The following is a 23776-nucleotide window of genomic DNA, read 5'->3' as shown; positions in this document are numbered from 1 at the left end:
TTATTTTTGGAGTGATCTTACGTGTCGCCGCAACGAAAAAACGTATTCATCACGACGTCGTGCAACAGTGGTCTGAATGCTCTGATGCCCAGATTGTCGCGGGAAGGATGCACGCGATTGGTCAGAAGGACGACGATTGCTCGGCGGTCCAGATCCATCCAGAAGGAGGTGCCCGTGAACCCGAGGTGCCCAATGGTATTCGGTGAAAAATATCGGCCGGCACTGGAATACGGACCTTGAGGACGATCAAACCCCGGTGGTCGCCCCGAAAACCTGCAGGGCGAAAAGAACGGTTCTACCAGGTCCCTTCGAAACACCCCATCCCCTCCCTGGTAAACGCAAAGCATATGGCAGAGAAGTTGATGGACCCCCTGGGCCGTGCCGAAAAGCCCGGCATGGCCGCATAAGCCCCCGACCAGGTCGGCGTTGTCATCATGAACCCGCCCCACGAGAAGGACGTTCCGCCACGGGCAGAATTCCGTAGCCGCAACAGTTTTCGGGAACGAAATCCCGTCCTTCCCCGGAAAAAAAAGGCTGTCGACGGCCAAGGGCCCATAAATCGCTGTCTTGAGATAGTCGTCCAGAGAGGTTTGTGCAAATCGTTCGATCAACCACTCCAGAATCATATATCCGATATCACTGTAGACCGTGTTCCGTCCAGGCCTGTCGGCCAGAGGCTGGGCTTGCAGAAGATGTCTCAAGGCGGATTTGCGGCCGTTCTGCGGTATATGCCGCAACATCCGATAATAGGGCCGATAAGCCGGCAGGCCGGAGGTATGGGTCAGTAATTGGAAAATGGTAATCCCATCTTTGTCCGTGTGCGCAAATTCGGGTAAAATTTTTATTATGGGATCGTGAAAGGCCAGGCCGCGTTTTTCCAGAAGCTTCATAACGGCAGCGGCTGTTGCAAGGGGTTTGGTCAGGGAAGCCAGATCGAAAAGCGTATCGGTTCTTACCGGACCGCCCGAAAAGATACTTGCCACGCCATAGGCGCGATGAAATAAAATGCGTTCTCCCTCGGCTACCAGGAGAACCGCTCCGGGGAAAATCCCGGCTTCCAAACCGGCTGTCATCCGGCGATGCACGGGATTCACTTTCCGACCTCCTCATCCGCAGGCAACGTGGCCGAGCCGCAAAACGACAGGCGCCCGTGCCGGGTGTCGAGAATCGCCTCGATGCCGATGGGAAGGATTCGGTTTCGACGCCCATGGCCGATCTCAAACCCCCCCATGACCGGAAAGGCGGCGTTCGCCACCGTCTCCTCGACAATTTGGCGAATGATTTCCTCGTTGTCGCACCGATCGAAGGTGCCGAGCATGAACCCTTCTAGGGCGTCAAACCAACCACACATTTTCAAATGGTTCAACATGCGGTCGATTTTGTAAGGCGGCTCCCCACATTCTTCCAGAAACAGAATTCGGCCTGCCGTATCGGGTGAAAAGGCGGTTCCGGCGAGGTGGCACAGGGTACAGAGGTTGCCGCCCACAACCCCCCCTTTTGCAATCCCCGATCGGATCACAATCGGACGGGGGGGTTCATGGATTACCGGGGCACCGGATGATATGACAGCTTTCAGCATGATTTTTGTCTCTTGGTCGGCATCGGCCAAAGACGTAACCACCGGACCGTGAAAAGTCGCCAGGCCGCACCGGGTGTAGAATGCCGAGAGCAGCACAGAGACATCGCTGAACCCCACGAAAATTTTTGGATGGGTACAAATGGTCTCCCAGTCGAGATAGGGCAGGAGACGGCTCGCACCGTATCCCCCTCTGGCGCAGAAAATCGCCTTGATGTCGTCATCGGCGAACATCCTGTTGATCAACCGTGCCCGGTGGTCATCCGTACCTGCAAGATACCTTTTTTTGAGGAACAGCTCTTCCGGAATTACGGGTAAAAAGCCCATCTCGCGAATCGTTTCAATTCCCTGCCGGAACTTTTCCTCCTCAAAAGCGCTCGAGGGCGCAACGATACCGACGGCGTCGCCCTGCACGAGACGCCGCGGCACTACGGTCCGCCGCTGAACAACATCTGTCATAAAATTCACATTTCCTATTGACACTCATCATCATCCATAGTAATTACCCCAACGCGTCGGGGCGTAGCGCAGACTGGTAGCGCACTTGAATGGGGTTCAAGGGGTCGGAGGTTCAAATCCTCTCGCCCCGACCAACACGGATTACACAAAAAGAGGGCCGCAGTGACGGCCCTTTTTTATTTATGTACCGTGTTTGGCATTCAACTCGCAAGATTTTTATCACCGCCGTCATCGCTCTCCAGCCCGGTTCCGGTCGGACGGCTGTCAAACACGTCTCAAACCATTCCCGGTGACAAAATTCCTTGAAAAGCGGCTTCAACACAGATATGGTATATCATTTTCAACTTTCGGTATTCAATCGTCATCGTTCTTTGAGGGATATCCAACATGCCGGTTTATGAATACACGGCCTTAAACATCAAAGGCAAAACAATTTCAGGTATCGTTGACGCTGAAAGCGTTCAATCCGCCCGGCACAAGCTGCGAGGGTCCAGAATATATCCCGTATCCATCAAGGAAACCCATGAGATACCTGTTGAAAAAGCATCCTGGTTTTCCGGTCTTTCCAGATCTTTCGTCCGGGTAAAACCCTCCGAAATCTGCATGATGACCCGACAGTTGTCAACCCTTGTCGGCGCCGGTTTTCCACTGGTTTCCGCTCTGGACACCCTGATCCCGTATACCAAGTCCCAGGGCTTCAAGCGCGTTCTCGCCCAGATCAAGGACGCCATTGTTGAGGGGAACAGTTTTGCCGCCGCGCTTTCCACCTACTCAGGTATATTTTCTCCGGTTTATATCAATATGGTTCGGGCGGGAGAGTCTTCAGGCACGCTCGAGATCGTATTGGATCGTCTGGCCGACATCACCGAAAAACAACAGGCCCTGAACAGTCGTATCAAGTCCGCTTTGGCGTATCCGATCCTCATGGCCGTTATCGGAGTGCTGGTCCTGTTCTTTCTTCTGACCTTTATCGTGCCGAGTATCGCCTCCATTTTTTCAGACATGGGCAAGACCCTGCCGGCCCCGACTCAGGTCTTGATCGCCATCAGTAAATTCTGCACCGCCTACTGGTGGGTCATCGGTGCCCTGGTCCTGGGCACCGTCGCGGCGATCCTCCGGATCAAAAAGACCGAAAAAGGTCGCTACCATTGGGATCGTATCCTTCTGAACATGCCCGCCTTCGGAATCCTCCTCAAGAAAATGGCCGTGGCCCGGTTCGCAAGGACCATGGGCTCGCTTCTCGAGAATGGCGTCACCATGCTGGCCGCACTGGGTATTGTCCAGAATATCGTTGGCAACGTTCTGCTCTCTCAAGCCATATCCAGTTCCGCGGAAGAGGTCGGAAAGGGACAGGGGCTCGGTGCATCTCTCGCCGCCACCAGCCTTTTCCCAGGCCTTTCCGTCCAGATGATCATGGTGGGCGAGCAAAGCGGCGAATTGGAAAACATGCTGAACAAGGTCGCCGACGTCTACGAAAACGAGGTTGAGGCCACGGTCATGAGTTTGACTGCTCTTCTGGAACCTGTCATGATCCTTTTCATGGCTGTGATCGTGGGATTTATCGTCCTGTCAATATGCCTGCCGATTTTTGAAATGAACGAGTTGATCCGATAGGCGAATCATAATGAACCCATTGTGAATCAAAGCCCCTTAACGACGACGCGATCAGGATATCTTATCGCTTCTAAAACGACTTCTCGAACCGGATCTGTAAAAACGGAGGACGAATGCACAAACGTTTCTTTAAAAAAACAACTGAAATTAACGGATTCACACTTATTGAGCTGATGGTCGTCATTGTTATTCTGGGTATTCTGGCCGGACTGATCGTACCCAGGATCATGAGTCGGCCGGGGGAGGCCAAACAGATGAAGGCCCGAATTCAGATCGAAAGCCTCGAAACAGCCTTGAAGCTCTATAAACTGGATAACGGTTTTTATCCCACGACGGAACAGGGATTGCAAGCGCTGGTGGAGCCGCCGGAAACCGGCAACATACCGAAGAACTGGAAAAGCGGCGGATATCTTGAAAAAGGAAAAGTCCCCCTCGATCCGTGGGGAAACGATTTCATCTATCTCAGCCCTGGGATCAACGGTGAGTACGACATTACCTCTTACGGAGCCGACGGCGTGCCCGAAGGCGAGGGCGAGGATAAGGACATCAACAATTGGGAGATCGAATAGCTTCGATGTCCGAAAGGCGTCGTCCTGCTGAGCCTGTGCCTTCAGAACAAGGTTTCACGCTCATTGAACTGATCGTGGTCATTGCCCTTATCAGCATCCTTCTCTTTTTCTCCTTTCCGCGATTCCAAGGATCTGTTCTGCGCGACGACAGCGAGAAATCGATGCGGTGGGTGATTTATACAGTTAAAATGCTCCGCCAGGATGCCGTCAAGCATCGGAAGATCCACACCCTCCATGTAGAGATGAGGACCGGGACCATGTGGTCTACCAATGAAAGCATGAGTGAGGAGGATCTGGAGAACGCCCGGCAACAAGGATATGAATTCCCCGAAGGGATGGAAATATTGGACGTTGAATTTCCGGACGGTGAAAAAATTTCGTTTGGCCAGGCGGAGGTGCGGTTTTATCCTAAAGGCTATTCAGACAGGGTCATGATTCATCTCCAGGAGAAAGACGATCGACAGTTGACCCTGCTGATCGAGCCGTTTCTTGCGGATCTCAAGATTTACGACACCTATGTGGAATTTAAAAACTGAACACTCAAATCTATTGGGATCGGAACCCACCCGAGGATTCACACTTCTGGAGGTCATTGCAGCCATGGCGATCATGGCCATCGTGCTGGTCGCCGTGTACCGGCTGCACGCGCAGACCATATCCATGAACAACGCCGTTCGATTTCACACCCTCGCGCCGCTGCTGGCTCAGGCTCGTTTGACTGCCGTCGCCATCGATCCGGATAGTCGGGATTCCGGAAACGGCGATTTCGGCACGGATTATCCCGGATATACCTGGGAGGTAACGATTGAGGATGTCGTATCGGAATACCTGGGAGAATCCGGAAAAAATCTCAAAATGATCGAAATCACTATTTCGCTCAACGAAAACGAGTCGAACTATCGCATCAGGACCTATCGAATGATACCGGACAGAGAGTAGCCCGATGGCCGAAACCATTAAAAATCGGTTTCACCACGCCGGTTTTACACTTTTCGAAATTCTGATAGCCATCTTTATATTCAGCATTATCGTCACGACCGTTTTCGGTTCCTACCGCGTTGTCTTTTCCACAACCGACAGGATTCATTCCGATATGACATCTTACGAGATGATCGGCGGCGCTATCGAGCGAATGACCGCCGACATCACATCCGCATGCATAACGCTCCCGCCTGGATATCAGCCTCCGAAAGGGGACGATCCGCCCGACCCTTACCGGATCGTCGGAGATCAAGACGCCCTGGGAAGCGACGGCTTCGCGCGGCTCCGTTTTGCATCATTCGCCCACATGCCCATGGGAAAGGACCGCACCCCGGGCATCGCTCAGATCGTCTATTATGTCCAACATATAGAGAACGATCGTTATGTGCTCAAGCGAGCGGATCATCTGTCACCCTATCCGGATACAGAGAATACCGGAAATGATCCCATTTTGGTCGAGAACCTGAAATCGATCAAATTTCTTTACTACGATCATGAAGGAACCGAGCATGATACATGGGACTCCGAGTCTCGACAATTTAAGTATGCTACCCCGGCGGCAGTGAAGATACAGGGCGAGATCGGTGATGATAGCGTTTCCTTTTTTTTCGAAACAATGGTAAGCTTTCCCGTCGTCAGGGAGCCGCGGGATTGACGATGGCACCTCCGACAGATGGTTGGCGTCATCGATCAGGCAGATCCGACCCAAGGAAGTCAATGGAAGACAATATTCTCAAAAACAGCCAGGGCATGGCACTTTTAATAACGATTTCGGTCATCACCGTTCTGATAGCCGGAGGACTGGAACTCAACCGGCGAGTACGGGCGGCGGTCGTTTCCGCTGCTGCGACCCGAGACCGAACAACCCTCTCCCTCATGGCATCATCGGGAATCCACGCCGCCATGGCCATGCTCGTCAAGGACAAAGGGGAATCCACAATCGACTCCATTCAAGAGGATTGGGCCAATCCGGAAAAAATCAACGAGGTAATCGCGGAGATCCCTTTTGACGACGGCGGGATCACCGTCACCATCGCCGACGAGCTTGGAAAAATACAGGTAAACGCACTGGTCGACTTCCCGAAGGGACGACACTTCAACGAATCCCAGAAGATCATGTGGGACCGTTTCACCCGGCTTCTGATCGCCCGGGACGAAGACACGTTCAAAGATATAGAGGCAACGGACATCATCAATTCAATCAAAGATTGGCTCGACTCGGGAGACGATGATGCTACAACCGGTCTAAACGGAGCTGAGGCGGAGTATTATCAGGCGCTTGATCCACCCTACAAACCCGCCAACGGGCCTTTCATGGATACAAACGAACTTACCCGGGTCAAGGGAATCACGCCGGAGCTGTTTCGTGGGACAGACCTGTCCGGGCTGGAAACCTTCGTGACCGTTTACGGCATGACCCAGTCTTCCCAGGAGGTCGATGGAAAAGACTTTGCCTATGAAGGGGGCATCAATCTCAACACCGCTGATCTTCCCGTGCTGATCGCCATGATGCCCTCGGAAAACGCCGACTATGCCCAGGCTGTGTTTGACTATCGCAGTGAAAAGGACGGGGAGACCTTTGTCCATGATCTCTCTGGAGACGGTTGGTACAAAAACGTCCCGGAAATTCCCAGCGATTTCACCATCGATCCCAAGCTTATCCGGAATTCCAGCGACTTTTTTCGTATTCAATCCACTGCGGAATTGAACGGCACCCAGGAGACCGTGATCGCCGTCGTTCACCGAGAACAAGAAAAAAAGACCGGAAAATGGACCTGCAGGGTCCTGCGGTGGCAGGTATCAAAAGATGAGTAGAAAATTCCTCGGACTTGACGTCCGATATGACAATGTAACCGCTGTTCTCGTCTCCAGCACGCTTCGGGAAATCCAGCTGGAGCGTTTTTTAAGCGTCCCCATACCCGATACCGTCGATCGGGCCGCCGGCCTCAAAGCGGCCATGGAAGCTATCCAGAACGGTATGGAGATTGACCAGGTCTATTGCGTTGCCGCCATCCCGGCCGACGAATTCTCTTTCAGAAATCTCAAAGTGCCCTTCAAAGGCGATAGAAAAATCGACCAGGTCCTGCCCTTCGAGCTGGAGCCGACGATCCCTTATCCCCTCGAAAACCTGGTGATCGACTTTCAGACGATCCAGGTCCCCGGGCAAAAAGGAGAAACAAATCTCATTGCCGCCGCCGCCCTCAAGTCGACCCTTAAAGTCTATCTTGACATCTTCGCGAGCGTCGGTATCGATCCTCAGATTCTCACCCCGGGTGGTTATTCAACGGTCTCCTGCATAAACCGTTTTGCCGACCCACCTCAGGATTGGATTCTCATCGACATCGGACGGGATCGGGAAACGCTTTTTTTCATCACCTCCGGAGAAATCAGCCTGATTCGATCCATTCCATCCTTCACTTCCCAAAACGGCGACAACGGACTTGGTGCAAAAATCAGACAAACCCTGCTGGCATTCGAAAACACCGCCCAACAACCGCTTATGCCTGAACAGGCCTTCTTGACGGGCCGGGGTCTGAACGGCCAGGCAGAACACATTAAAAGCGCTTTGGAAAAAACGCTTTCGCTCTCGGTGACGTCCGTGGACCTGATCCGGCAAGCCAATGGAAAAGTCAAGATCGCGACGGAAGAGAACTGGAAATCGGGGGAAATCGACAATGCCCTGGCCTTGACCCTGGCCCAGATCGAGGGGAAAAAATTCCTCAATTTCCGCAGAGGCCCCTTTGCCGCAAAACGAAACTGGGCCGCTTACAAAAGCAACCTGATCCGGCTGGGGGTGTTTACGGCAATCCTTCTTTGCCTTCTCGGCCTCAACGTCTTCATCGACACTCACGCACTCAATCGAAAAGCCGAACGAATCGATCGGCAGATCACCGCCATATTTCAATCCACTTTCCCTGAAATTCAGAGGGTCGTGGATCCAGTTCACCAAATGAAAATCGCCATGGAGGACCTCCGTCGGGACACCTTCATTCCGGGAGATTCCGGCGCTCATGTTCTGACTATCCAAATTCTCGAAGAGATCAGCAAACAGATTCCGGAGGAGATTGATGTGGAATTCACACGCATGGTGATCAACCAGGGAGATGTCCTGATCTCCGGAAACACGGACACATTCAATTCCGTCGACGATATCCAGACGCGACTGGAGAAAATCGATCTATTCAAAAAAGTGACCATCAACTCGACCAATAAAGATCAAAACGAAAACCGGATACGTTTTAAAATGAAGGTGGATCTATGAATCTGAACCGACTCAGCAAACGCGAACGATATGCCGTTTATGCAGCCGCGGTCTTTTTGATCGTGTTTGTCGCCATAGAATTCATCATCGCACCTATCGTGGCGCATCGAACGCGTCTTGAAACGACCCTGCGTCAGAAGCAGGCGGCGCTTGCGGACATGAAGGCCATGAAGCTGGAATACGAGTCCTTGAAGAATGAAAACGAACGCTTCAAGCAGAACTTTTCCAATCGTCCCCAGGGCTTCACCTTGTTTTCCTTCCTGGACCAACTGGCCGGTGAAGCCCGGGTCAAGGACAACATTGCTTACATGAAGCCATCCAAGTCGCGGCCGAAAAACAGTCCTTACAACCTCTCCATGGTGGAACTTAAGCTTCAGGGGATCGGTATGAAGCAGCTGACCCCCTATCTTCACATGGTGGAAACCTCCAAAAATATGGTCTTTATTCGACGGATTTCCATCACCAAGGCCGGAACGGAAGGAATGATCGATGTCATTCTCCAGGTCGAAACCTTCGAAGCATAAAAGAAAGCCTTACAATTCCGATGTTCAAAAAGCACAAAGCATGGATGTGTTACGGCCTTTACACAGCGGTCGTTCTGATTTTTTTCCTTTATCACCTTTTTCCGTCAAAGACGATTGAAGCCAATGTCATTTCCGTCTTCCATCAGGTCCACCCCGGAACAGCGCTCACCATCGAACGCATATCCCCGGTTTTCCCACCGGGAATCAAAGCATCGGGAGTGGTATTCGGCCAGGGAGACCCGCTGCAGATATCTTTGGAACAGCTGAGGATCACCCCCGAAATACGGACATTATTCGGATCTTCGCCTGCATTCGCCATATTCGGTCTATGCTATGACGGACATGTGAAAGGGAGGATGATTCTGGATCGAAACGGCGAGCTGACGGCGCTGCACACGGACCTCGCCGAGATTCAGATCGGTCGCATGGCGGCCGTCGAGCATCTTTCACGAACCCCTGTTGATGGAACGCTCTCCGGGTTGATCGACTTCGAACGGTCCGATGCCGCCGGTCAATTCACGGCCAGTCTTACGGCCTCGACTTGTCGCATGGATATTGAAATACCTGGCGCAAGCCTGAAGGATTTGACTTTTGCCGAGGTAAATGCCAAATTGGCGGCGGACGATGCCGCTACGCTTCGCATCGAAGCCCTGTCGGCAAAGGGTAGCCAGATAAACGGGAATTTGTCGGGAACAATCCGGATAAAGACGCCCTATCCTGAGAGCGGACTCGACCTTGTCGGATCCATTAAACCCCATCCGTCGTTTATTTCGGGTTTGGACAGTTCCATATCGATACTTTTTCAGAATCGCGGCGGGAATAATACCTTCCCTTTCATCATCAAAGGTACTATAGCCTCGCCTGAGTTTTTACTGCAGTGAAAAGAGTACATCTATCCGAATGAATATCACGTTGACTGAAAAAACCTATGCCGTGCTGATCAACCTCTTTTTCGTGACAATGGCGGCCTACCTCGGGGTCAGCGCATTCTACAAAGGTGTTACTTCCGGGATAGATGTGGCCGATACCCCGTTATCGGCCAAAAGTTCAAAGTCCCGTCAGGAATCCGTTCCTTTCCGTCCGTTGAGCGACTACAGTGTTATTGAACAACGCAACCTTTTCAAAACCGGGGATCTTGTCAGGGTTTCGTCCGCTTCCTCTCCAGAGCAGACCGACATTTCGGAATTAAAGGAGACCGAGCTAAAACTGAAGCTCTGGGGAACCGTAAGCGGCGAAGGAGAAAAGACCTATGCGGTCATCGAGGATCAGCAAAAACGCCTTCAAAACCTCTACCGGGAAAACGATTCGATCATGAATGCAACCATCAAACGCATTCTTCGGGAAAAGGTGGTGTTGACAGTGAACGGCAAGGACGAGGTGCTGGCCATGGAAAAGACGGGATCAGGCGAATTCCCGGCAGGAAATACATCTCTCCGAGCCCCGGCGATTCCAGGAATTGCCGGCATGTTAACAAGTGAATCCCAGCAGATATCCTTGAATCGCCAGACGATCAGCGAGGCCATGAACGATCTCAACGGCCTGATGAATCAAGCCAAGATCCGGCCTCATTTTCGAAACGGCAAACCGGACGGTCTCACCATCTCCCGTATCCAGGGAGACTCCATTTTCGCCCGGTTGGGGCTTCGCAGCGGTGATATCATTACCAGTGTGGACGGCCAGAATATCGAATCCGTCGACGATGCCATGAAATTTTACAACCAATTGAAGTCCTCTTCAAATGTCACTCTTCAGGTTAGGCGGAGAGGTAGGCCGAGACAGATTGAATACACGATCGAATAATTTCCCGAGCGATCTTTGATTCGCTTGTCATGACCACCCACGGGAAGGGGAGCCCAACAAGTTGACCATGAAATCTTACGACACGCTTAATAGGCGATGGATACGGATCTGTACCATCAGTTTCGTATTGATGTTTCTGGCATGTCCGATGTTCGTATTCGCGCAAAGTGGAAATGAGAACGGCAAGGAACGCTTTGTTTCCATCGATTTCAACGATGTGGATATCAATGTATTTATCAAATTCATCAGCGAATTGACCCATCGCAATTTCATCATCGATCGACGCGTCAAAGGCAAGGTCACCATCATTTCCCCCTCAAAAATTTCCGTCAAGGAGGCTTACAGGGTTTTCGAATCGGTCTTGGAGGTTCACGGATACACAACGGTTGAATCCGGCGAAATCACCAAGGTTATCCCGTCCCCCGATGCCCGCACTCGCGATATCGAAACCCTGTTCCGAGACGATGTCCGCTCACCGGATGACAAAGTCGTGACCCAACTGATCCCCCTGCGATATGCCGATCCGGAAGATATCAAGCGTCTTTTCGCGCCGCTGGTATCCAAGAGCAGCGTCATCCTGGCCTATCAACCCACCAACACACTGATCATCACGGATGTCTACTCGAACATCATCCGGCTTATCAATATTCTCAAAACCATCGACGTCGTCGGCGTAGGCCAGGAAATTTCCGTTATCCCCCTCGAAAATGCCGATGCCGAAAAGATGGTCCGAACGTTGTCGACCGTCTTTCAAGCCCAGAAGACCGCCAGAAAGCCGTCTTCACCGGATGACGGCGCAAAATTCGTATCGGATGAACGCACCAACTCGGTGATTATTCTGGCGAGCGAAGATGACAGCGTTAAAATCCGGCGTCTGATCAGTCGACTGGACAGGGAACTCCCTCGGGGCAGCGAAGGCATTCACGTCTATTATCTGGAACACGCCACCGCAGAGGATCTGGCCAAAACCCTGCAATCCCTGTCTGACAAGGGCGGCGGACAAAAAGATACGGGTAAGAAGGACGTTCCGCTTGTACCGGAAACCGTTCAGATCACCTCGGACAAGCCGACCAATTCTCTCATCATTTCCGCCGAAAAAGACGAATATGCGGTCATCGAGGATATCATCAAACGCCTCGACATTCCCAGGGCAATGGTCTATATTGAGGCACTCATCATGGAAGTGGACGTAACCAAAGGATTCGGTATCGGCACCGAGTGGATCGCCGGCGGCAAAGTGGGATACGGCAGCGGCAAGGATGCCTGGGTGGGCGGCGGCTGGTCCGGCGGCGGCGACAGCCCCTATTCCATTCTGGGAGGTATCGCCGGCGCCGCTGCGACAGGAGCCGTAGGGTTGCCTCAGGGATTCAGCATGGGGGTTTTCGGGGAAACCATCGAAATCGGCGGTCTCACCTTCCAGAATATCGGGGCGGTTGCGCAGTTTTTCCGAAAAGACACGTCCACCCATATCCTTTCAACGCCTCAATTGCTGACCACAGACAATGAGGAAGCCTTTATCAACGTCGGGAAAAACGTGCCCTACCAGACCAAAACCGGTACCACATCCACTTCGGAAACCTATAATACCTATGAATATCGAGATGTTGGAATTACACTCAAGGTGACGCCCCAGATCAGCAAGGACCGGCTCATTCGCATGAAAATCGAACAGACCCTCACCAAGCTGGACCAGGCCGCAAACACCTCCAGCGACGAGCGCCCCACCACCTTCAAACGGGAGGTCAACACCACGGTCATTGTCCACGACACGAACACCATCGTCATTGGGGGCCTTATCGACGATACCTTTTCGGAATCCCAAAGCAAGATTCCATGTCTCGGGGATGTTCCCGGCCTGGGATGGGCATTCAAATCCATGAACCGGGGCAGGGAAAAAACCAATCTTTTCATCTTTCTCACCCCCCATGTCGTCAAAAATCGGGAGGAAGCGGCGGTTATTTTGGAGAGGAAGCAAAACGAGGTCAACGCAGCGGACAAGGAGGGCGGCATTAAACTCTATAATGAAAGAAAAACAGGTGACTACGATACCGTCCCCTCAATTCCGGAGCTGCTCGACCAACCCTGACGGGCTTGTGCGACCAAGCATTCCAAAGACCCATCAACCCATGCAACAAACATTACTTGACGTTCTTCATGAGAAAACAGGCCTCTCCCGAGAGACTCTTGAAGAGGTGCGCCTGATCCAATCGGAGAAAGGCGGCAGTCTTGGAGAGATTCTCATCAAAAAGAAAATGTTGACGGAGGCCCAGTGGCTCGAAACCTTAAGCGGCGTCTACGATCTTCCGGTGATAGAGCGGCTTCCCGTCGGCAACTCACGCAGTACGGTCATCCAGAACATTCCCATACAGTTTCTTAAAAAATACGTCATGGTGCCCCTGGAAAACGAAGGGCCGGAGGGATTGACCGACAAGGCAATCATCGACGCCGGAAATCATCGTCCATCGGTGATCATCGCAGTGAACGATCCCACATCTTTCCAACCCATAGACGACGTCATACGGATTATTGGAAAACAGTCTGTTCAGGTGGTCCTCTCCACTCGAGAGGCTATTTTTTCGGCCATCAACATTTCCTACGACCTGAACCGGGACTCCGCCGAGCAGTTGGTACAGGACATGGAGGAAAATGAATCCCTCATTCTTTCGGACATCGAAGATACCGCAGACCTTCTGGACGATACCAGCGACGCCCCCATCATCAAGCTCGTCAACCACGTCATCTCTCAGGCTGCCAAAGCCCGCGCCAGCGATATTCATATCGAGCCATACCAGGACAGTTTCAAGATCCGGTATCGGGTCGACGGCATTCTTTACGACCTGCTGACTCCCCCCAAAGGCATTCAGGCAGCGCTGATCTCACGGATCAAGGTCATGTCCAACATGAATATCGCCGAAAAACGACTGCCTCAGGATGGCCGCCTCCAAGTCAAAATCGGCGACCAGGATATCGATGTTCGGATCTCGACGCTCCCCACAGCCTTTGGCGAACGCGTCGTTATGCGCCTGCTCAACAAGTCGTCATCCTTACTCGAATTGACGGAACTGGGGTTGTCCCCCGAGCGGCTCGATCTTCTGAAGAAACTGATGTCGGCGCCCAACGGCATTATTCTCGTTACCGGACCCACCGGCAGCGGCAAGACCACCACCCTCTACGCAGTGCTTTCTTCCATCAACAAGCCTGAAATCAATATCATCACCATCGAGGATCCTATCGAGTACCAGTTGAAAGGAATCAGCCAGATCCAGGTCAACCCGAAAATCGATCTGACCTTTGCGCGAGGCCTCCGCTCCATCGTCCGACAGGATCCGGACGTGATTCTCGTAGGGGAGATCCGGGACCGGGAAACGGCCAATATCGCCGTACAGTCGGCCCTGACCGGCCACCTCGTCTTTTCGACCCTTCACACCAACGACTCGGCCAGCGCCATTACCCGCCTCGTGGATATCGGTGTGGAGCCTTTTCTGATCTCGTCATCGGTTATCGCCGTCGCGGCCCAGCGACTGGTTCGCGTCCTGTGTCCTGAATGCAAGGAGCCTTATACCCCCAGTGACATCATGTTGGAAGGGATCGGTATCGACAAATCCCTTCTGAAGCATCATACCATTTACCAGGCCAAAGGATGCCCCAATTGCTTCCATACGGGGTATAAGGGACGCGTGGCCATCATTGAGATCATGCTGATGGATGAAAATCTCAAAAGCGTGGTTCTGACGACCTTTGATTCCAATGTTATCAAAAGCCATGCCAAGGATATGATCACGCTTCGGCAGGACGGCATCCAGAAGGTGCTCAAAGGATTGACCACCATTGAGGAGGTCGTCCGGGTGACGCAACAGTAAATGAGGCCGTCTTTCTTCAATCCTGGGTACACCGTTCCTATCCTTCTGATGTGCGGTTTCCTGCTGGTTCAGTCCGGCCCCGCCTCGGCCGGTCGGATATTGGAGGTAGACGCCGACCGTCAGTTCGATTTTGCCGGACACCTGTTTGACAAGGCGGATTATGATCGCGCCGTCACCGAATATGAGCGCTTTATTTTCCTCTTCCCAGACAACGACCGCGTAGTGGATGCGATGTATCAGATCGGGACGGCTTATTTCCGATCCGGAAGATACCCGGATGCCGTCGAGGCCTTTTCCCGGATTGCAGATCGACACGGGACTCGGCCGATATCCGAATCCGACACCGTTCTCCGGGCATACTACCGCATCAGCGAATGCTATGTTCGCATGGGTGCAACGGGACAAGCCGTCAACACGCTCAACAATCTTGCCGCCCTGACCGATTCCCACCAGATCAGAGACGAGGTTCGATACCGAATGGGATGGGTTCTTTTGGAAGCCGGACTCTGGAAGAATGCCGCCCTCGCCTTCAATGAGATCGACACTGAACGACAAGAGCGTTACGGCCTCCCCGAGCTCTTCGATGCCATGGGGGAATATCAGAATATTTCCCGGAAAAAACCCGGCTTCGCAGGCGCTCTCGCCGTAATTCCGGGTTTGGGATACCTTTACTGCGAACGGTACCGGGATGCATTGGTATCGTTTTTTCTGAACAGCGGAATGATGCTGGCAACCTACACGGCCTTCCGAAACGACAATCCCGCACTGGGCGGACTTCTGGCGCTTGTGGAATCTGGGTTTTACAGTGGAAACATTTACGGTTCGATCACGAGCGCCCACAAGTACAACCAGGATCAGACCGAACGATTCATTTCCGATATCCGTACCCGTTACAAGCTCGATCTGTCACTTTCCCCTACCCGGGGAGGCGCATTACTTTCGTTGCGTTATTCTTTCTAGATCCGGCGCTGTCGCGGGTAACTGCAAAATCCATTCACTATACCACCGAGGATATCGATCATGACATTGAGCGGCGCAGGGGGGACCAACGGCGATATCGGCATGATCTTTTACAACGCCAAAAATCCCCTGGGTTGGATTCTGGTCGCAACCACCCTGGCTATGCTTCTCTTCGGCATCGTCTCAAGCATTCAATTCAGGCTGCGTGACATGTCGTCGTTCGAGTTGATCATGATCCTGGGGTTATGGATGGGCGGCATCGGCCTGTTCCTGAATTCGCTGAAAACCGAAAATAAATAGAGGAGCCGCCTTTTCTTTACCCGTTATGATGCTTAGCGTTTCAGGAGACGCATGAAAGGACGCCGGATCGTGAAACATCCCAGACTTATCGACTCGTTCAACCGTAATCTCACCTATCTTCGGGTATCAATCACCGACCGATGCAATTTGCGGTGCATGTACTGTGTGCCCCCTCGGGCGCTCATTCCAAGACTCGCTCACAGCGAAGTTCTGCGTTATGAAGAGATCCTCCGCATCGTTCGGATTGGTGTTCAACTCGGCATCACCAAAATCCGCGTGACCGGTGGGGAGCCTCTGGTGCGGAAAGGGGTCTATGATTTTCTCGCGGAATTGGGAAGAATTGAAGGGTTGAAAGATATTTCTCTGACGACCAACGGCGTTCTTCTGAAGGACAATCTTGCCCGGATTCAAAATGCGGGCATCAAGAGATTGAACGTCAGCCTTGACAGCCTGTATCCCGAACGCTTCGAGAGAATCACGGGATACGATTGTTTTTCTCGGGTATGGGAAGGCATCGAGGCCGCCCATTCAATGGGATTTTCCCCCATCAAAATCAATACCGTGGCCATGAAAGGCATCAACGATGATGAACTCATCAACATCGCCAAACTTTCGTTTACCTATCCCTTCCATATGAGATTCATTGAATACATGCCCATTGGAGACCATCATCTTGACAGGAACGTCCGCATTTTGGCTCCGGAGATCATCGAACGCATCAGCCCTCTAGGTGAACTGGTACCGATCCGCAGGGATATTGACGGCGGTCCGGCCGAACGATACCGATTCAGGGACGCCCAAGGAGAAATCGGTATCATCCAACCGCTCAGCAACCATTTCTGCCACCTCTGTAATCGACTTCGGCTCACGGCCGGCGGACAGTTGCGTCCATGCCTCCTCTCAGATCGCCAGGAGGATCTCAAAGGCATCATTCGAAAAGGATGTCTTGACGGCGATATTGTCAAGCTGTTCCTTCAGGCCGTCCGATTCAAACCCATGGAGCATCACGTCGACACCGGCGAGCCCGAAGAGATCAGGGCCACTATGTCCTCCATCGGCGGATAGGGCGCTTGTTACGGCTTTCCTCCGCCGTCACCTCAACAAGCGGGGAAGCACGGTGACCACCTCGGGGACGACCATCAGAAGCAGGATGCAGATCAGATACGCGGGAAGAAAATAGACAATGCCCCGGAAGACATCCTCCAGATAAACGCCGTCCGCCATTCCCGCCACCACGTAAGTCGTCGCTCCCACGGGAGGCGTCACGGCGCCCAATGTGGTCACTACGGTGATGGTGACGCCGAACCAGATGGGATCATAGCCCAGTTCGACGGCCACCGGGAAAAATATCGGAATCGTGATGAGCAGAAGGGCCAAGGCGTCCATGACCGCTCCCCCAAGGATATAGATGAAAAAGATAATCATCATGACACCTGCCTTGGGTACGGGAAGGGATACCACCCATCCGGCGATGTCGTAAGGAATGCGCGTCACCGCCAGGAATCGGCCGAAAATCACGGCACCCATGACGATGGTAATGACCATGCACGAGATCCCGAGGGTGTCCGTCACCGAAGCGAGAAATTTTCGCCACGTCAAAGTACCCTGGAAAAGACTGATGACGAGAGCGAAAAACGATCCTGCGGCCCCGGCTTCCGCGGGTGTAAAGACACCCAGATAAAGTCCGACCATGACCAGGAGAAACAGCACCAGCATCTCCAGCGCGCCGGCAAGCGATCTTATTTTTTCCCGCCATCCGGTAGCCGGCCCCACCGGCCCCCAGTCGGGATGACGCCGGCAGATCAATGCCACCGTTCCCAACATCAGCAAGGCCAGAACCACTCCGGCACCAATGCTCCCGTAAAAGAGTTTGGCAATGGATTGTTCAGTGGAAAGTCCGATTACGATCAGGACCACGCTGGGTGGAATCACCACCCCAAGGGTGGATCCGCACGCCACGGCGCCGGTGCTCAATTGGGGATGATATCGATATTTTTTCATCTGTGGCAAGGCCACGGTGCTCATGGTGGCCGCCGTCGCCACATTGGAGCCGCAGATGGCCGAAAAAGCGGAACAGGCCATGATGGTCGACATGGCGATGCCTCCGCGGATATGGCCGAACCACGCATAGGCGGCTTTGTAAAGTTTCTCGTTGACGCCGCAATGAAAAGCGATCTGACCCATGAAAATGAAAAGTGGAATCACCGTGAGCCCATATTTGGAAAAGGTGTCCCATACCACGGATCCCAGCATATTCAGTCCGGCTTGAAGGGAAATCACATGACAAAACCCTAAAAAGCCGACAACCCCCATGGCAAAGCCCACCGGCATGCCCAGAAAAAAAAGAATGCCCAACAGCAGAACTATGCCGACGACGCCCGTCATTGCAAGGCTCATGCTCCGTCTCCCATCTTCGGCATCAACACCCTGATCAGCTGCCCAATCAAAATGAGCGATAAAACGCCGCACCCCAACGCCGTACCAAAAGTGAAGGGATAATAGATGATACGCAAGGTTTCCGTCACCTCCCCCGTACGGAAGAGGACCTGGCCCTTTTCAAATAACTGCCAGGCCGCGACACCGAAAAAGAGGGCGCAGACCAGATGGTTGATGCCATCCAGCCGTCGGGCGATCCGGGTCGGAAATCGCCGGACCAGCACATCCACCGCAATATGCCCTTTACGCATCTGGGTGTATCCCAGGGCACAACTGACGGTGACAGCCCCGAAAAAGCCCATCAGCTCGAAGGTGCCGCGTATGGGTACCCATATGATACGGAGCAGGATGTTTCCGCAGGTCAGCAGAACCATCGCCAAAAGAAAGATCCCGCCCAGAGCGACCAATACCCGATTGATTCTCGTTGAGAGTTTATCGATCATGTCCCGATACCCGAGAGGCGGTGTCACCCCCCGTCCTTTCATCGAACCGCGGTCGACCTATCGGCCGCCGCGCACGGCCAACCGCGTTCGGATATCCTTGATAATGGCCTCGGCCGGGAGTCCCTTAGCCTTTGCCTCTTCGATCCATTTGTCGATGATCGGCGTCAGGAGCGCGTCCCACCGAACCTTTTCCTCCGAGGACAGCCGAATCACCTCGACGCCGTGCTCCGCCTTGGACCACTTGAGAGCCGCCTCGACATGCTGATCCATATACTCGCCGGTCCATTGGGCCTGCTCAACCCGCAGATCGTCCATCACATTCCGGACCGATTCGGGCAGACCGTTCCACGCATCCAGGTTCATGACCACGGCAAATGGATAGATCACGGTATCCGTCATGGTGACATACCGACAGATCTCGGCAAATTTGAGATCCTTCATGACCTCCAGAGAGGAAAACAGCCCTTGCACCACCCCTTTTTGAAGCGCTTCCGGGGTGTCGGACATGGGCATCCCCACCTGATTCGCCCCCCAGGCCTTGAGGATCTGGGCCGCGCCCCCTGAAGCACGAAGGTCAAGCCCTCTCAGGCCCGCAAGGGTCCTGACCGGCGTTTTGGACATGATGTTGGCGGGTGCCGTGGTAAACATCGTCAGCACCTTGACCTTGGCAAAAGATTCAGGTTGGTAGGCCTGGTAGATGTCCCAAAGGACCAGACTCCCTACCTTGGCGCTGGGAATGTCGAGGGGCAGGCTGAGCGCGTTGGTCAGAAAGAAACGTCCCGGCTGGTAGGCCATGGAAAAACATCCGATATCCGCCTGGCCGGCGATGACGCCGTCCATCATGTCCTTGGCATCGAGAAGGGTGCCGCCGGGAAAGGTCTGAATCCGAACCTGGCCGTTCGTCCGTTTTTCCACCTCGGCCTTCCATCGCTCCATCTGGACGCAGGGAAAGGTCGGAGCGGGGGGGAAATTGGCATATCGAAGTTGAATCGTATCGGCCGCCGCATCCTGCACCGGGAAGAATCCGGTCGATAGCAGAAGCGTACATGCCGCTAAAACGTATAACACTTTGGGTCTACTCATCTTCTTGCCCTCCTTGTGTGTGGAATGGATCCTGGACGTTGGATCCGTTTTCGCCGGAAGCCGCCGTGCATCCGGCTTCAAAGGCATCCAAGGCCGCCGTTCGCATGGGGCCGTTCCCTGTCAACCGACGTTCGAGGATCCGCCGCATATCGTCCGCCCGGCAGAACATCTCCGGACTCTGGGCTAAAGCGAACCCCAGCATGACCAGATTGACGGCTTTGGGGTTGTCCAGATGGACCGCAATTCCGTCGGCATCCACCGTGCAGCGGGTCAGATCACAGGCCGTGTGTTTCGGACAGTTGACCACCGCCCATCCGCCAGGTTTCAAAAAATAGCCGTGCAAAGCGGCGTTTTCGGCTTTCATGATGAGAAGACCGTCCGCCGCCCCCGGACGAATGAGAGGGCTCGTAAAGTTACCGACCTTGAGGTGAGAAACCACGGTCCCGCCTCGCTGGGCCATTCCATGGGTTTCGGAGGTCAACACCGGAAGCCCGTTCAGAATGGCCGCCTCCGCCAGAAGACGGGTGACGAAGAGGATGCCCTGGCCGCCTACACCGCTGATCACGATCTGCTGCCTTGTGTTCATCTTATTTTACCTCCTCGATGGCCCCTTTGGGACAAACATGAATACAGACCCCGCAGCCGACACATACCATGGGATCGATATCGACCCGATGGGCCGTGGTATCCAATATCAGCGCCGGGCACTCGAACTGTTCCACACAGTGGGCACACCCGTCACACCGATCGTTGACGGCGACGGAAATCCCCGGTGTCCGCTCGTTCCGACTGCGACGATCCAGGATGCAGGGATAACGGGAGATCACCACGGCAGGTCCGGAATCCCGACTATAGGCGACCGCTTCCTTCAACAGGGGGATAAACGCCTTCAGTTGATAGGGATTGCCTGTCTCGCAGTATTGAACGCCACAAGCCCGCACCACGGCCTCGATGTCGACGCTATTCAGGGTCTCTCCGCACACCCCCACCCCCGTCGACGGCGTGGGCTGACTTCCCGTCATGGCTGTCGTACGGTTGTCCAGGATAACCAGAAGAAACCGGACCTGCTGCACCACCGCATCGATAAGTGCCGGTATACCGGCGTGAAAAAATGTGGAGTCCCCCATGGTGGCGACGATATCCGGACGATTTTCCATATCCCTATAAGCGTGATAAAATCCGGCGGCCTGTGAAATGGCGGCCCCCATACAAAGGACGGTATCCACGACGCCCAGGTTGAGACCCAGTGTATAGCAGCCGATATCCGAGGTATAGATGCCCTTACGCGCCGCCCGCTTGATGGCATAGAAACTGGCTCGGTGGGGACAGCCTGCGCAGAGGGTCGGTCGACGACCCGGGGACGGGGCCGGTATCGAGACGGTTTTTACGGGAAGGTCCGCAAATTCACTGATCAATCGCTCGACATCCTCCGGCAACAGCTCTCCGACTCGCGGCACATCCCGGCTGTTCCGTCCTTTGACACGATAACGGTCGGCGAGCTGCATCTCTATGACGCCGGTGCTCTCCTCTATAACGAGGATGTCGTCGTGATTGGAAAGAAGCTCGGAGATAAAATCGGCATGAAGGGGAAATGGCTGCAGCACCTGGTAAACCGAGATCGTGCCCCAAAGCCCCATCTCCTCGACGATCTCTCGCGTGTGGGCGGCCGCCACGCCCGAGACGACCAGTGCCCGCGAAAACCGCTTCCCGGAATTCAGCCATACCGGCGCCGTCTTTGCATAGCGGCTCATGGCATCCAGCTTTTCCTCGAGCTGCCGGTGTAATTGATGCCTGAACTTGGGTGTTGCGGCCCATCGAACAGGATTCCGCTCAAAATCGGCCGTTCGCGGCTCGACAGAAATCGGCCCAACGGCGATATCCTGTCGACTGTGACAGACCCGGGTCGTCGGACGGATCATAACCGGGATCTCGAAGGCCTCCGACATTTCGTAGCCGAGAGCCGCCATATATCTGGCCTGAGATGGAGAGTCGGGATCCAGAACGGGAATCTTGGCCATAACGGCCATGAGTCGGCTGTCCTGTTCCGTTTGGGAAGAGTGGGGCCCTGGATCGTCGGCGCTGATGAGGATGAAACCGCCTTTAGTTCCCATATAGGCCGCACTCATAAGTGGATCCGAAGCCACGTTCAGCCCCACCTGCTTCATGCTGACAGCCGTACGAAGCCCCGTAATGGCTGCGGCATAGGCGATCTCAAAGGCAATTTTTTCGTTGACCGCCCATTGAACGTGCATAGAGAGCCCGTGAATCTTTTTCAAGGAAGCCGCCGAAGCGAGTATCTCCGACGCCGGAGTACCGGGATAGGACGTCGCTACCGAGCATCCGTTTTCCAGTAGTCCCAATGCCATTGCCTCATTGCCCAGCAACAATTTTCGTTCCTTCACCCGATCCCCTTTCTGACACGGAAGGCAGGCTCAAACCGCCAGACCCCGGTCGATATGATCTGCTCTCCCTATAAAACAAAAGCCGAAACTCCGCATGGAAGCTCGGCCTTGCCGCAACAAAAAAAGCCGCAAGCATCTTCCGCGTCTGTCGCTGAAGCCGCTCACGGCCTTAAGTCATCGTCTGGACGTTTGTGTCTCAAACGTCGCGTCAACGGTGGTGAGCAGGCATCATGTTGTCTGCCGCCACCCGCGCCACTGTCGGTGTGTCATGCTCAACCCGTTCCTTTATAAACTGTATATCCTGGATGTGGATCACTACCCAAGTCATTCGCATTTGTCAAGCCCCGAATTGCTGCCGACCGACGTCGTCGGCCTTTTACAAGGGGCACCCTTCAATGCGGCCATCTCGCTTAAAAGCGTGTCATAACGAGCCGCGGCACGGCTCCAGGCATAGGCGCCCATAGCCCGGACGAGCTGCTCACGCGCCATGGACATCCGGTGGCCGCCGGCAATCAGTCGGGATAGTTTTTCAATGAAATCCTCGGGCCCCTCGTAAAGAAAGTCGCGATGAAACGCGGGGGGAAGAATCTCAGGATAAGAAAGCCGTCGCGGCAGCAGGGGCAGGCATCCCGCCGCAACGGCTTCCACCACCGATATCCCGAAATTTTCCTGAAAGGCCGTGCTGACAACAATATCACCTCTGCGGAGCATGCCATGGTAGGCGTCCTTATCCGTGATATAAGCGTCGTGGACGATTCGATCCCCGAGAATCGTTCCGGCGCGGTCAAAGGCAGGAGGGATGCGCCGATACCGTTCTCCCATCAGCGCCACGCGAAAGTCGTCTCCCCGATCCAGCAGCGCGTACAATCCCTCGAAAAAGGCTTCCGGGTTCTTGTCGAACTCCCACCGATGATTCCAAACGATGAGCGGCGGACCGGTCCCTCTGGATTGAACCGGCTTTTCATACAGGGGCAGAGAGCAGCCGGGGTGGAGCACACACGCCTTTCGTCGAATCTCGCCCATCACCCAATTGGGCCGGTAGTCGGGCATCATGCCCAGAAAACCGGGAAGCCGGTCGAAAAAGGAATCGAAATGCGTCTGGGAATTGAACACCACCCGATCGGCCGCGAGGGCAGTGGTGATGTCCGTAAACCCGAACTGAGCATCAAAGGCCTCATCCGTCGCAAGGGGGTAGGTCAACTGACTTTCATGGAAATAGACCATGGCGGGGGGACAAGCGGCGCCCGCCATGGATTTGAAGTCCGCAAGGCTCATGAGTCCGCTGACGATCAACCCGTCATAAGATCCCGGCCACACGCCGCCTTTGGATGCCGGGTTGCGGAGCTTTCCCCAGAAATGGAGAGCGGCACCCCGCATACGCCATTTCCAGAACCGGGGGGGAAGCGTCACAAGATCGATCTCGTGACGGGAATGCTTGACGAGCCCCTCGGCAAAATCCCGGTGGGATCCTCCGAAAAACGGTTCCAGAAGCAGAAACCTCAAGGTG

General features: G+C 54.0%; 23 protein-coding genes, 1 tRNA gene and 1 pseudogene. 17 read left to right on the top strand and 8 right to left on the bottom strand.

Translation table 11 applies throughout. The features are described from left to right. Nucleotides 1–17: 17 nt before the first annotated feature. Both dmul_RS05765 and dmul_RS05760 read right to left on the bottom strand, forming a co-directional pair. A complete protein-coding gene (locus dmul_RS05765; protein ID WP_020877132.1) occupies nucleotides 18–1094 on the bottom strand; it encodes a serine hydrolase domain-containing protein in 1077 nt (358 codons plus the stop codon). Beyond that, nucleotides 1091–2035, bottom strand: a complete 945-nt coding sequence (locus tag dmul_RS05760) for a S66 peptidase family protein (RefSeq protein WP_020877131.1) — start codon at nucleotides 2033–2035, stop codon at nucleotides 1091–1093. Before dmul_RS05760 ends, dmul_RS05765 begins: the two co-directional genes overlap by 4 nt. Nucleotides 2036–2092: 57 nt before the next feature. Between dmul_RS05760 and dmul_RS05755 the strand changes: the two genes are divergently transcribed. The 17 genes and pseudogenes from dmul_RS05755 (at nucleotide 2093) to moaA (ending at nucleotide 16970) form a co-directional block, all read left to right on the top strand. Further along, a tRNA-Pro gene (locus tag dmul_RS05755) sits at nucleotides 2093–2169 on the top strand. A gap of 253 nt (nucleotides 2170–2422) precedes the next feature. After that, nucleotides 2423–3649, top strand: coding sequence for a type II secretion system inner membrane protein GspF (gspF, locus tag dmul_RS05750; RefSeq protein WP_020877130.1), 1227 nt, complete (start codon nucleotides 2423–2425; stop codon nucleotides 3647–3649). 113 nt (nucleotides 3650–3762) lie between these two features. Then, nucleotides 3763–4218, top strand: a complete 456-nt coding sequence (gspG, locus tag dmul_RS05745; RefSeq protein WP_020877129.1) for a type II secretion system major pseudopilin GspG — start codon at nucleotides 3763–3765, stop codon at nucleotides 4216–4218. A gap of 5 nt (nucleotides 4219–4223) precedes the next feature. Continuing rightward, a pseudogene (locus dmul_RS21255) lies at nucleotides 4224–4322 on the top strand (prepilin-type N-terminal cleavage/methylation domain-containing protein); the annotation flags it as partial. Nucleotides 4323–4379: 57 nt separating this feature from the next. Continuing rightward, a complete protein-coding gene (locus dmul_RS05740; RefSeq protein WP_234979132.1) occupies nucleotides 4380–4754 on the top strand; it encodes a hypothetical protein in 375 nt (124 codons plus the stop codon). Continuing rightward, on the top strand, nucleotides 4735–5157 hold the full coding sequence (locus tag dmul_RS05735) for a type IV pilus modification PilV family protein (RefSeq protein WP_078081210.1): 423 nt from the start codon (nucleotides 4735–4737) through the stop codon (nucleotides 5155–5157). Before dmul_RS05740 ends, dmul_RS05735 begins: the two co-directional genes overlap by 20 nt. 4 nt (nucleotides 5158–5161) lie before the next feature. Beyond that, nucleotides 5162–5854 carry a PulJ/GspJ family protein gene (locus dmul_RS05730; RefSeq protein WP_020877126.1) on the top strand — a complete coding sequence of 231 codons (693 nt, stop codon included), beginning with the start codon at nucleotides 5162–5164 and terminating at the stop codon, nucleotides 5852–5854. Nucleotides 5855–5916: 62 nt separating this feature from the next. After that, complete coding sequence (locus dmul_RS05725; RefSeq protein ID WP_020877125.1) at nucleotides 5917–7014, top strand: type II secretion system minor pseudopilin; 1098 nt, start codon at nucleotides 5917–5919, stop codon at nucleotides 7012–7014. After that, on the top strand, nucleotides 7007–8461 hold the full coding sequence (gene gspL / locus dmul_RS05720; protein WP_020877124.1) for a type II secretion system protein GspL: 1455 nt from the start codon (nucleotides 7007–7009) through the stop codon (nucleotides 8459–8461). Before dmul_RS05725 ends, gspL begins: the two co-directional genes overlap by 8 nt. Beyond that, nucleotides 8458–8985 (top strand): type II secretion system protein GspM, encoded by a 528-nt coding sequence (locus dmul_RS05715; protein WP_020877123.1) that lies wholly within the window; start codon nucleotides 8458–8460, stop codon nucleotides 8983–8985. The genes gspL and dmul_RS05715 overlap by 4 nt, the downstream gene beginning before the upstream one ends. A gap of 20 nt (nucleotides 8986–9005) precedes the next feature. Further along, nucleotides 9006–9866, top strand: coding sequence for a type II secretion system protein GspN (gene gspN, locus dmul_RS05710; protein WP_020877122.1), 861 nt, complete (start codon nucleotides 9006–9008; stop codon nucleotides 9864–9866). 19 nt (nucleotides 9867–9885) lie between these two features. After that, the gene (gene gspC, locus dmul_RS05705) at nucleotides 9886–10785 is read left to right on the top strand and encodes a type II secretion system protein GspC (protein WP_020877121.1); all 900 of its coding nucleotides are present in this window, start codon (nucleotides 9886–9888) and stop codon (nucleotides 10783–10785) included. Between the two features lie 67 nt (nucleotides 10786–10852). Then, nucleotides 10853–12871 (top strand): type II secretion system secretin GspD, encoded by a 2019-nt coding sequence (gene gspD / locus dmul_RS05700; RefSeq protein ID WP_020877120.1) that lies wholly within the window; start codon nucleotides 10853–10855, stop codon nucleotides 12869–12871. A gap of 40 nt (nucleotides 12872–12911) precedes the next feature. Then, nucleotides 12912–14645, top strand: coding sequence for a type II secretion system ATPase GspE (gene gspE, locus dmul_RS05695; RefSeq protein WP_020877119.1), 1734 nt, complete (start codon nucleotides 12912–12914; stop codon nucleotides 14643–14645). Further along, the gene (locus dmul_RS05690; protein ID WP_052018578.1) at nucleotides 14646–15605 is read left to right on the top strand and encodes a tetratricopeptide repeat protein; all 960 of its coding nucleotides are present in this window, start codon (nucleotides 14646–14648) and stop codon (nucleotides 15603–15605) included. Between the two features lie 60 nt (nucleotides 15606–15665). Further along, the gene (locus dmul_RS05685; protein ID WP_020877117.1) at nucleotides 15666–15905 is read left to right on the top strand and encodes a hypothetical protein; all 240 of its coding nucleotides are present in this window, start codon (nucleotides 15666–15668) and stop codon (nucleotides 15903–15905) included. 69 nt (nucleotides 15906–15974) lie between these two features. Beyond that, on the top strand, nucleotides 15975–16970 hold the full coding sequence (moaA, locus tag dmul_RS05680) for a GTP 3',8-cyclase MoaA (protein WP_234979133.1): 996 nt from the start codon (nucleotides 15975–15977) through the stop codon (nucleotides 16968–16970). A gap of 27 nt (nucleotides 16971–16997) precedes the next feature. On the opposite strand, the gene dmul_RS05675 is transcribed toward moaA, so the two are convergent. The 6 genes from dmul_RS05675 to dmul_RS05650 all read right to left on the bottom strand — a co-directional run bounded on the left by dmul_RS05675 (nucleotide 16998) and on the right by dmul_RS05650 (nucleotide 23772). Next, nucleotides 16998–18302, bottom strand: a complete 1305-nt coding sequence (locus dmul_RS05675) for a TRAP transporter large permease (protein WP_020877115.1) — start codon at nucleotides 18300–18302, stop codon at nucleotides 16998–17000. Next, entirely contained in the window at nucleotides 18299–18811 is a 513-nt protein-coding gene (locus tag dmul_RS05670; RefSeq protein WP_020877114.1) for a TRAP transporter small permease, read from the bottom strand. The genes dmul_RS05675 and dmul_RS05670 overlap by 4 nt, the downstream gene beginning before the upstream one ends. Before the next feature lie 30 nt (nucleotides 18812–18841). Continuing rightward, a complete protein-coding gene (locus tag dmul_RS05665) occupies nucleotides 18842–19867 on the bottom strand; it encodes a TRAP transporter substrate-binding protein (RefSeq protein WP_020877113.1) in 1026 nt (341 codons plus the stop codon). Then, nucleotides 19860–20453, bottom strand: a complete 594-nt coding sequence (locus dmul_RS05660) for an indolepyruvate oxidoreductase subunit beta (protein ID WP_020877112.1) — start codon at nucleotides 20451–20453, stop codon at nucleotides 19860–19862. The genes dmul_RS05665 and dmul_RS05660 overlap by 8 nt, the downstream gene beginning before the upstream one ends. Nucleotide 20454: 1 nt before the next feature. Then, the gene (locus dmul_RS05655) at nucleotides 20455–22269 is read right to left on the bottom strand and encodes a thiamine pyrophosphate-dependent enzyme (RefSeq protein WP_040415712.1); all 1815 of its coding nucleotides are present in this window, start codon (nucleotides 22267–22269) and stop codon (nucleotides 20455–20457) included. Between the two features lie 324 nt (nucleotides 22270–22593). After that, a complete protein-coding gene (locus dmul_RS05650; protein ID WP_020877109.1) occupies nucleotides 22594–23772 on the bottom strand; it encodes a tRNA-queuosine alpha-mannosyltransferase domain-containing protein in 1179 nt (392 codons plus the stop codon). Nucleotides 23773–23776: the final 4 nt, after the last annotated feature.

This window comes from Desulfococcus multivorans (assembly GCF_001854245.1).
In the GTDB taxonomy this organism is placed as follows: domain Bacteria; phylum Desulfobacterota; class Desulfobacteria; order Desulfobacterales; family Desulfococcaceae; genus Desulfococcus; species Desulfococcus multivorans.
The sequence above is the reverse complement of the archived record's forward strand: the minus strand, read 5'-3'. Positions and strand labels throughout refer to the sequence as shown.

Excerpts from the sequence above, each read along its gene's own strand:
- dmul_RS05760 (WP_020877131.1), bottom strand. The coding sequence starts at position 2,035 with ATGACAGATGTTGTTCAGCGGCGGACCGTAGTGCCGCGGCGTCTCGTG.
- gspF (WP_020877130.1), top strand. The coding sequence starts at position 2,423 with ATGCCGGTTTATGAATACACGGCCTTAAACATCAAAGGCAAAACAATT.
- gspG (WP_020877129.1), top strand. The coding sequence starts at position 3,763 with ATGCACAAACGTTTCTTTAAAAAAACAACTGAAATTAACGGATTCACA.
- dmul_RS05740 (WP_234979132.1), top strand. The coding sequence starts at position 4,380 with ATGCGGTGGGTGATTTATACAGTTAAAATGCTCCGCCAGGATGCCGTC.
- dmul_RS05735 (WP_078081210.1), top strand. The coding sequence starts at position 4,735 with ATGTGGAATTTAAAAACTGAACACTCAAATCTATTGGGATCGGAACCC.
- dmul_RS05730 (WP_020877126.1), top strand. The coding sequence starts at position 5,162 with ATGGCCGAAACCATTAAAAATCGGTTTCACCACGCCGGTTTTACACTT.
- dmul_RS05725 (WP_020877125.1), top strand. The coding sequence starts at position 5,917 with ATGGAAGACAATATTCTCAAAAACAGCCAGGGCATGGCACTTTTAATA.
- gspL (WP_020877124.1), top strand. The coding sequence starts at position 7,007 with ATGAGTAGAAAATTCCTCGGACTTGACGTCCGATATGACAATGTAACC.
- dmul_RS05715 (WP_020877123.1), top strand. The coding sequence starts at position 8,458 with ATGAATCTGAACCGACTCAGCAAACGCGAACGATATGCCGTTTATGCA.
- gspN (WP_020877122.1), top strand. The coding sequence starts at position 9,006 with ATGTTCAAAAAGCACAAAGCATGGATGTGTTACGGCCTTTACACAGCG.
- gspC (WP_020877121.1), top strand. The coding sequence starts at position 9,886 with ATGAATATCACGTTGACTGAAAAAACCTATGCCGTGCTGATCAACCTC.
- gspD (WP_020877120.1), top strand. The coding sequence starts at position 10,853 with ATGAAATCTTACGACACGCTTAATAGGCGATGGATACGGATCTGTACC.
- gspE (WP_020877119.1), top strand. The coding sequence starts at position 12,912 with ATGCAACAAACATTACTTGACGTTCTTCATGAGAAAACAGGCCTCTCC.
- dmul_RS05690 (WP_052018578.1), top strand. The coding sequence starts at position 14,646 with ATGAGGCCGTCTTTCTTCAATCCTGGGTACACCGTTCCTATCCTTCTG.
- dmul_RS05685 (WP_020877117.1), top strand. The coding sequence starts at position 15,666 with ATGACATTGAGCGGCGCAGGGGGGACCAACGGCGATATCGGCATGATC.
- dmul_RS05675 (WP_020877115.1), bottom strand. The coding sequence starts at position 18,302 with ATGAGCCTTGCAATGACGGGCGTCGTCGGCATAGTTCTGCTGTTGGGC.
- dmul_RS05665 (WP_020877113.1), bottom strand. The coding sequence starts at position 19,867 with ATGAGTAGACCCAAAGTGTTATACGTTTTAGCGGCATGTACGCTTCTG.
- dmul_RS05660 (WP_020877112.1), bottom strand. The coding sequence starts at position 20,453 with ATGAACACAAGGCAGCAGATCGTGATCAGCGGTGTAGGCGGCCAGGGC.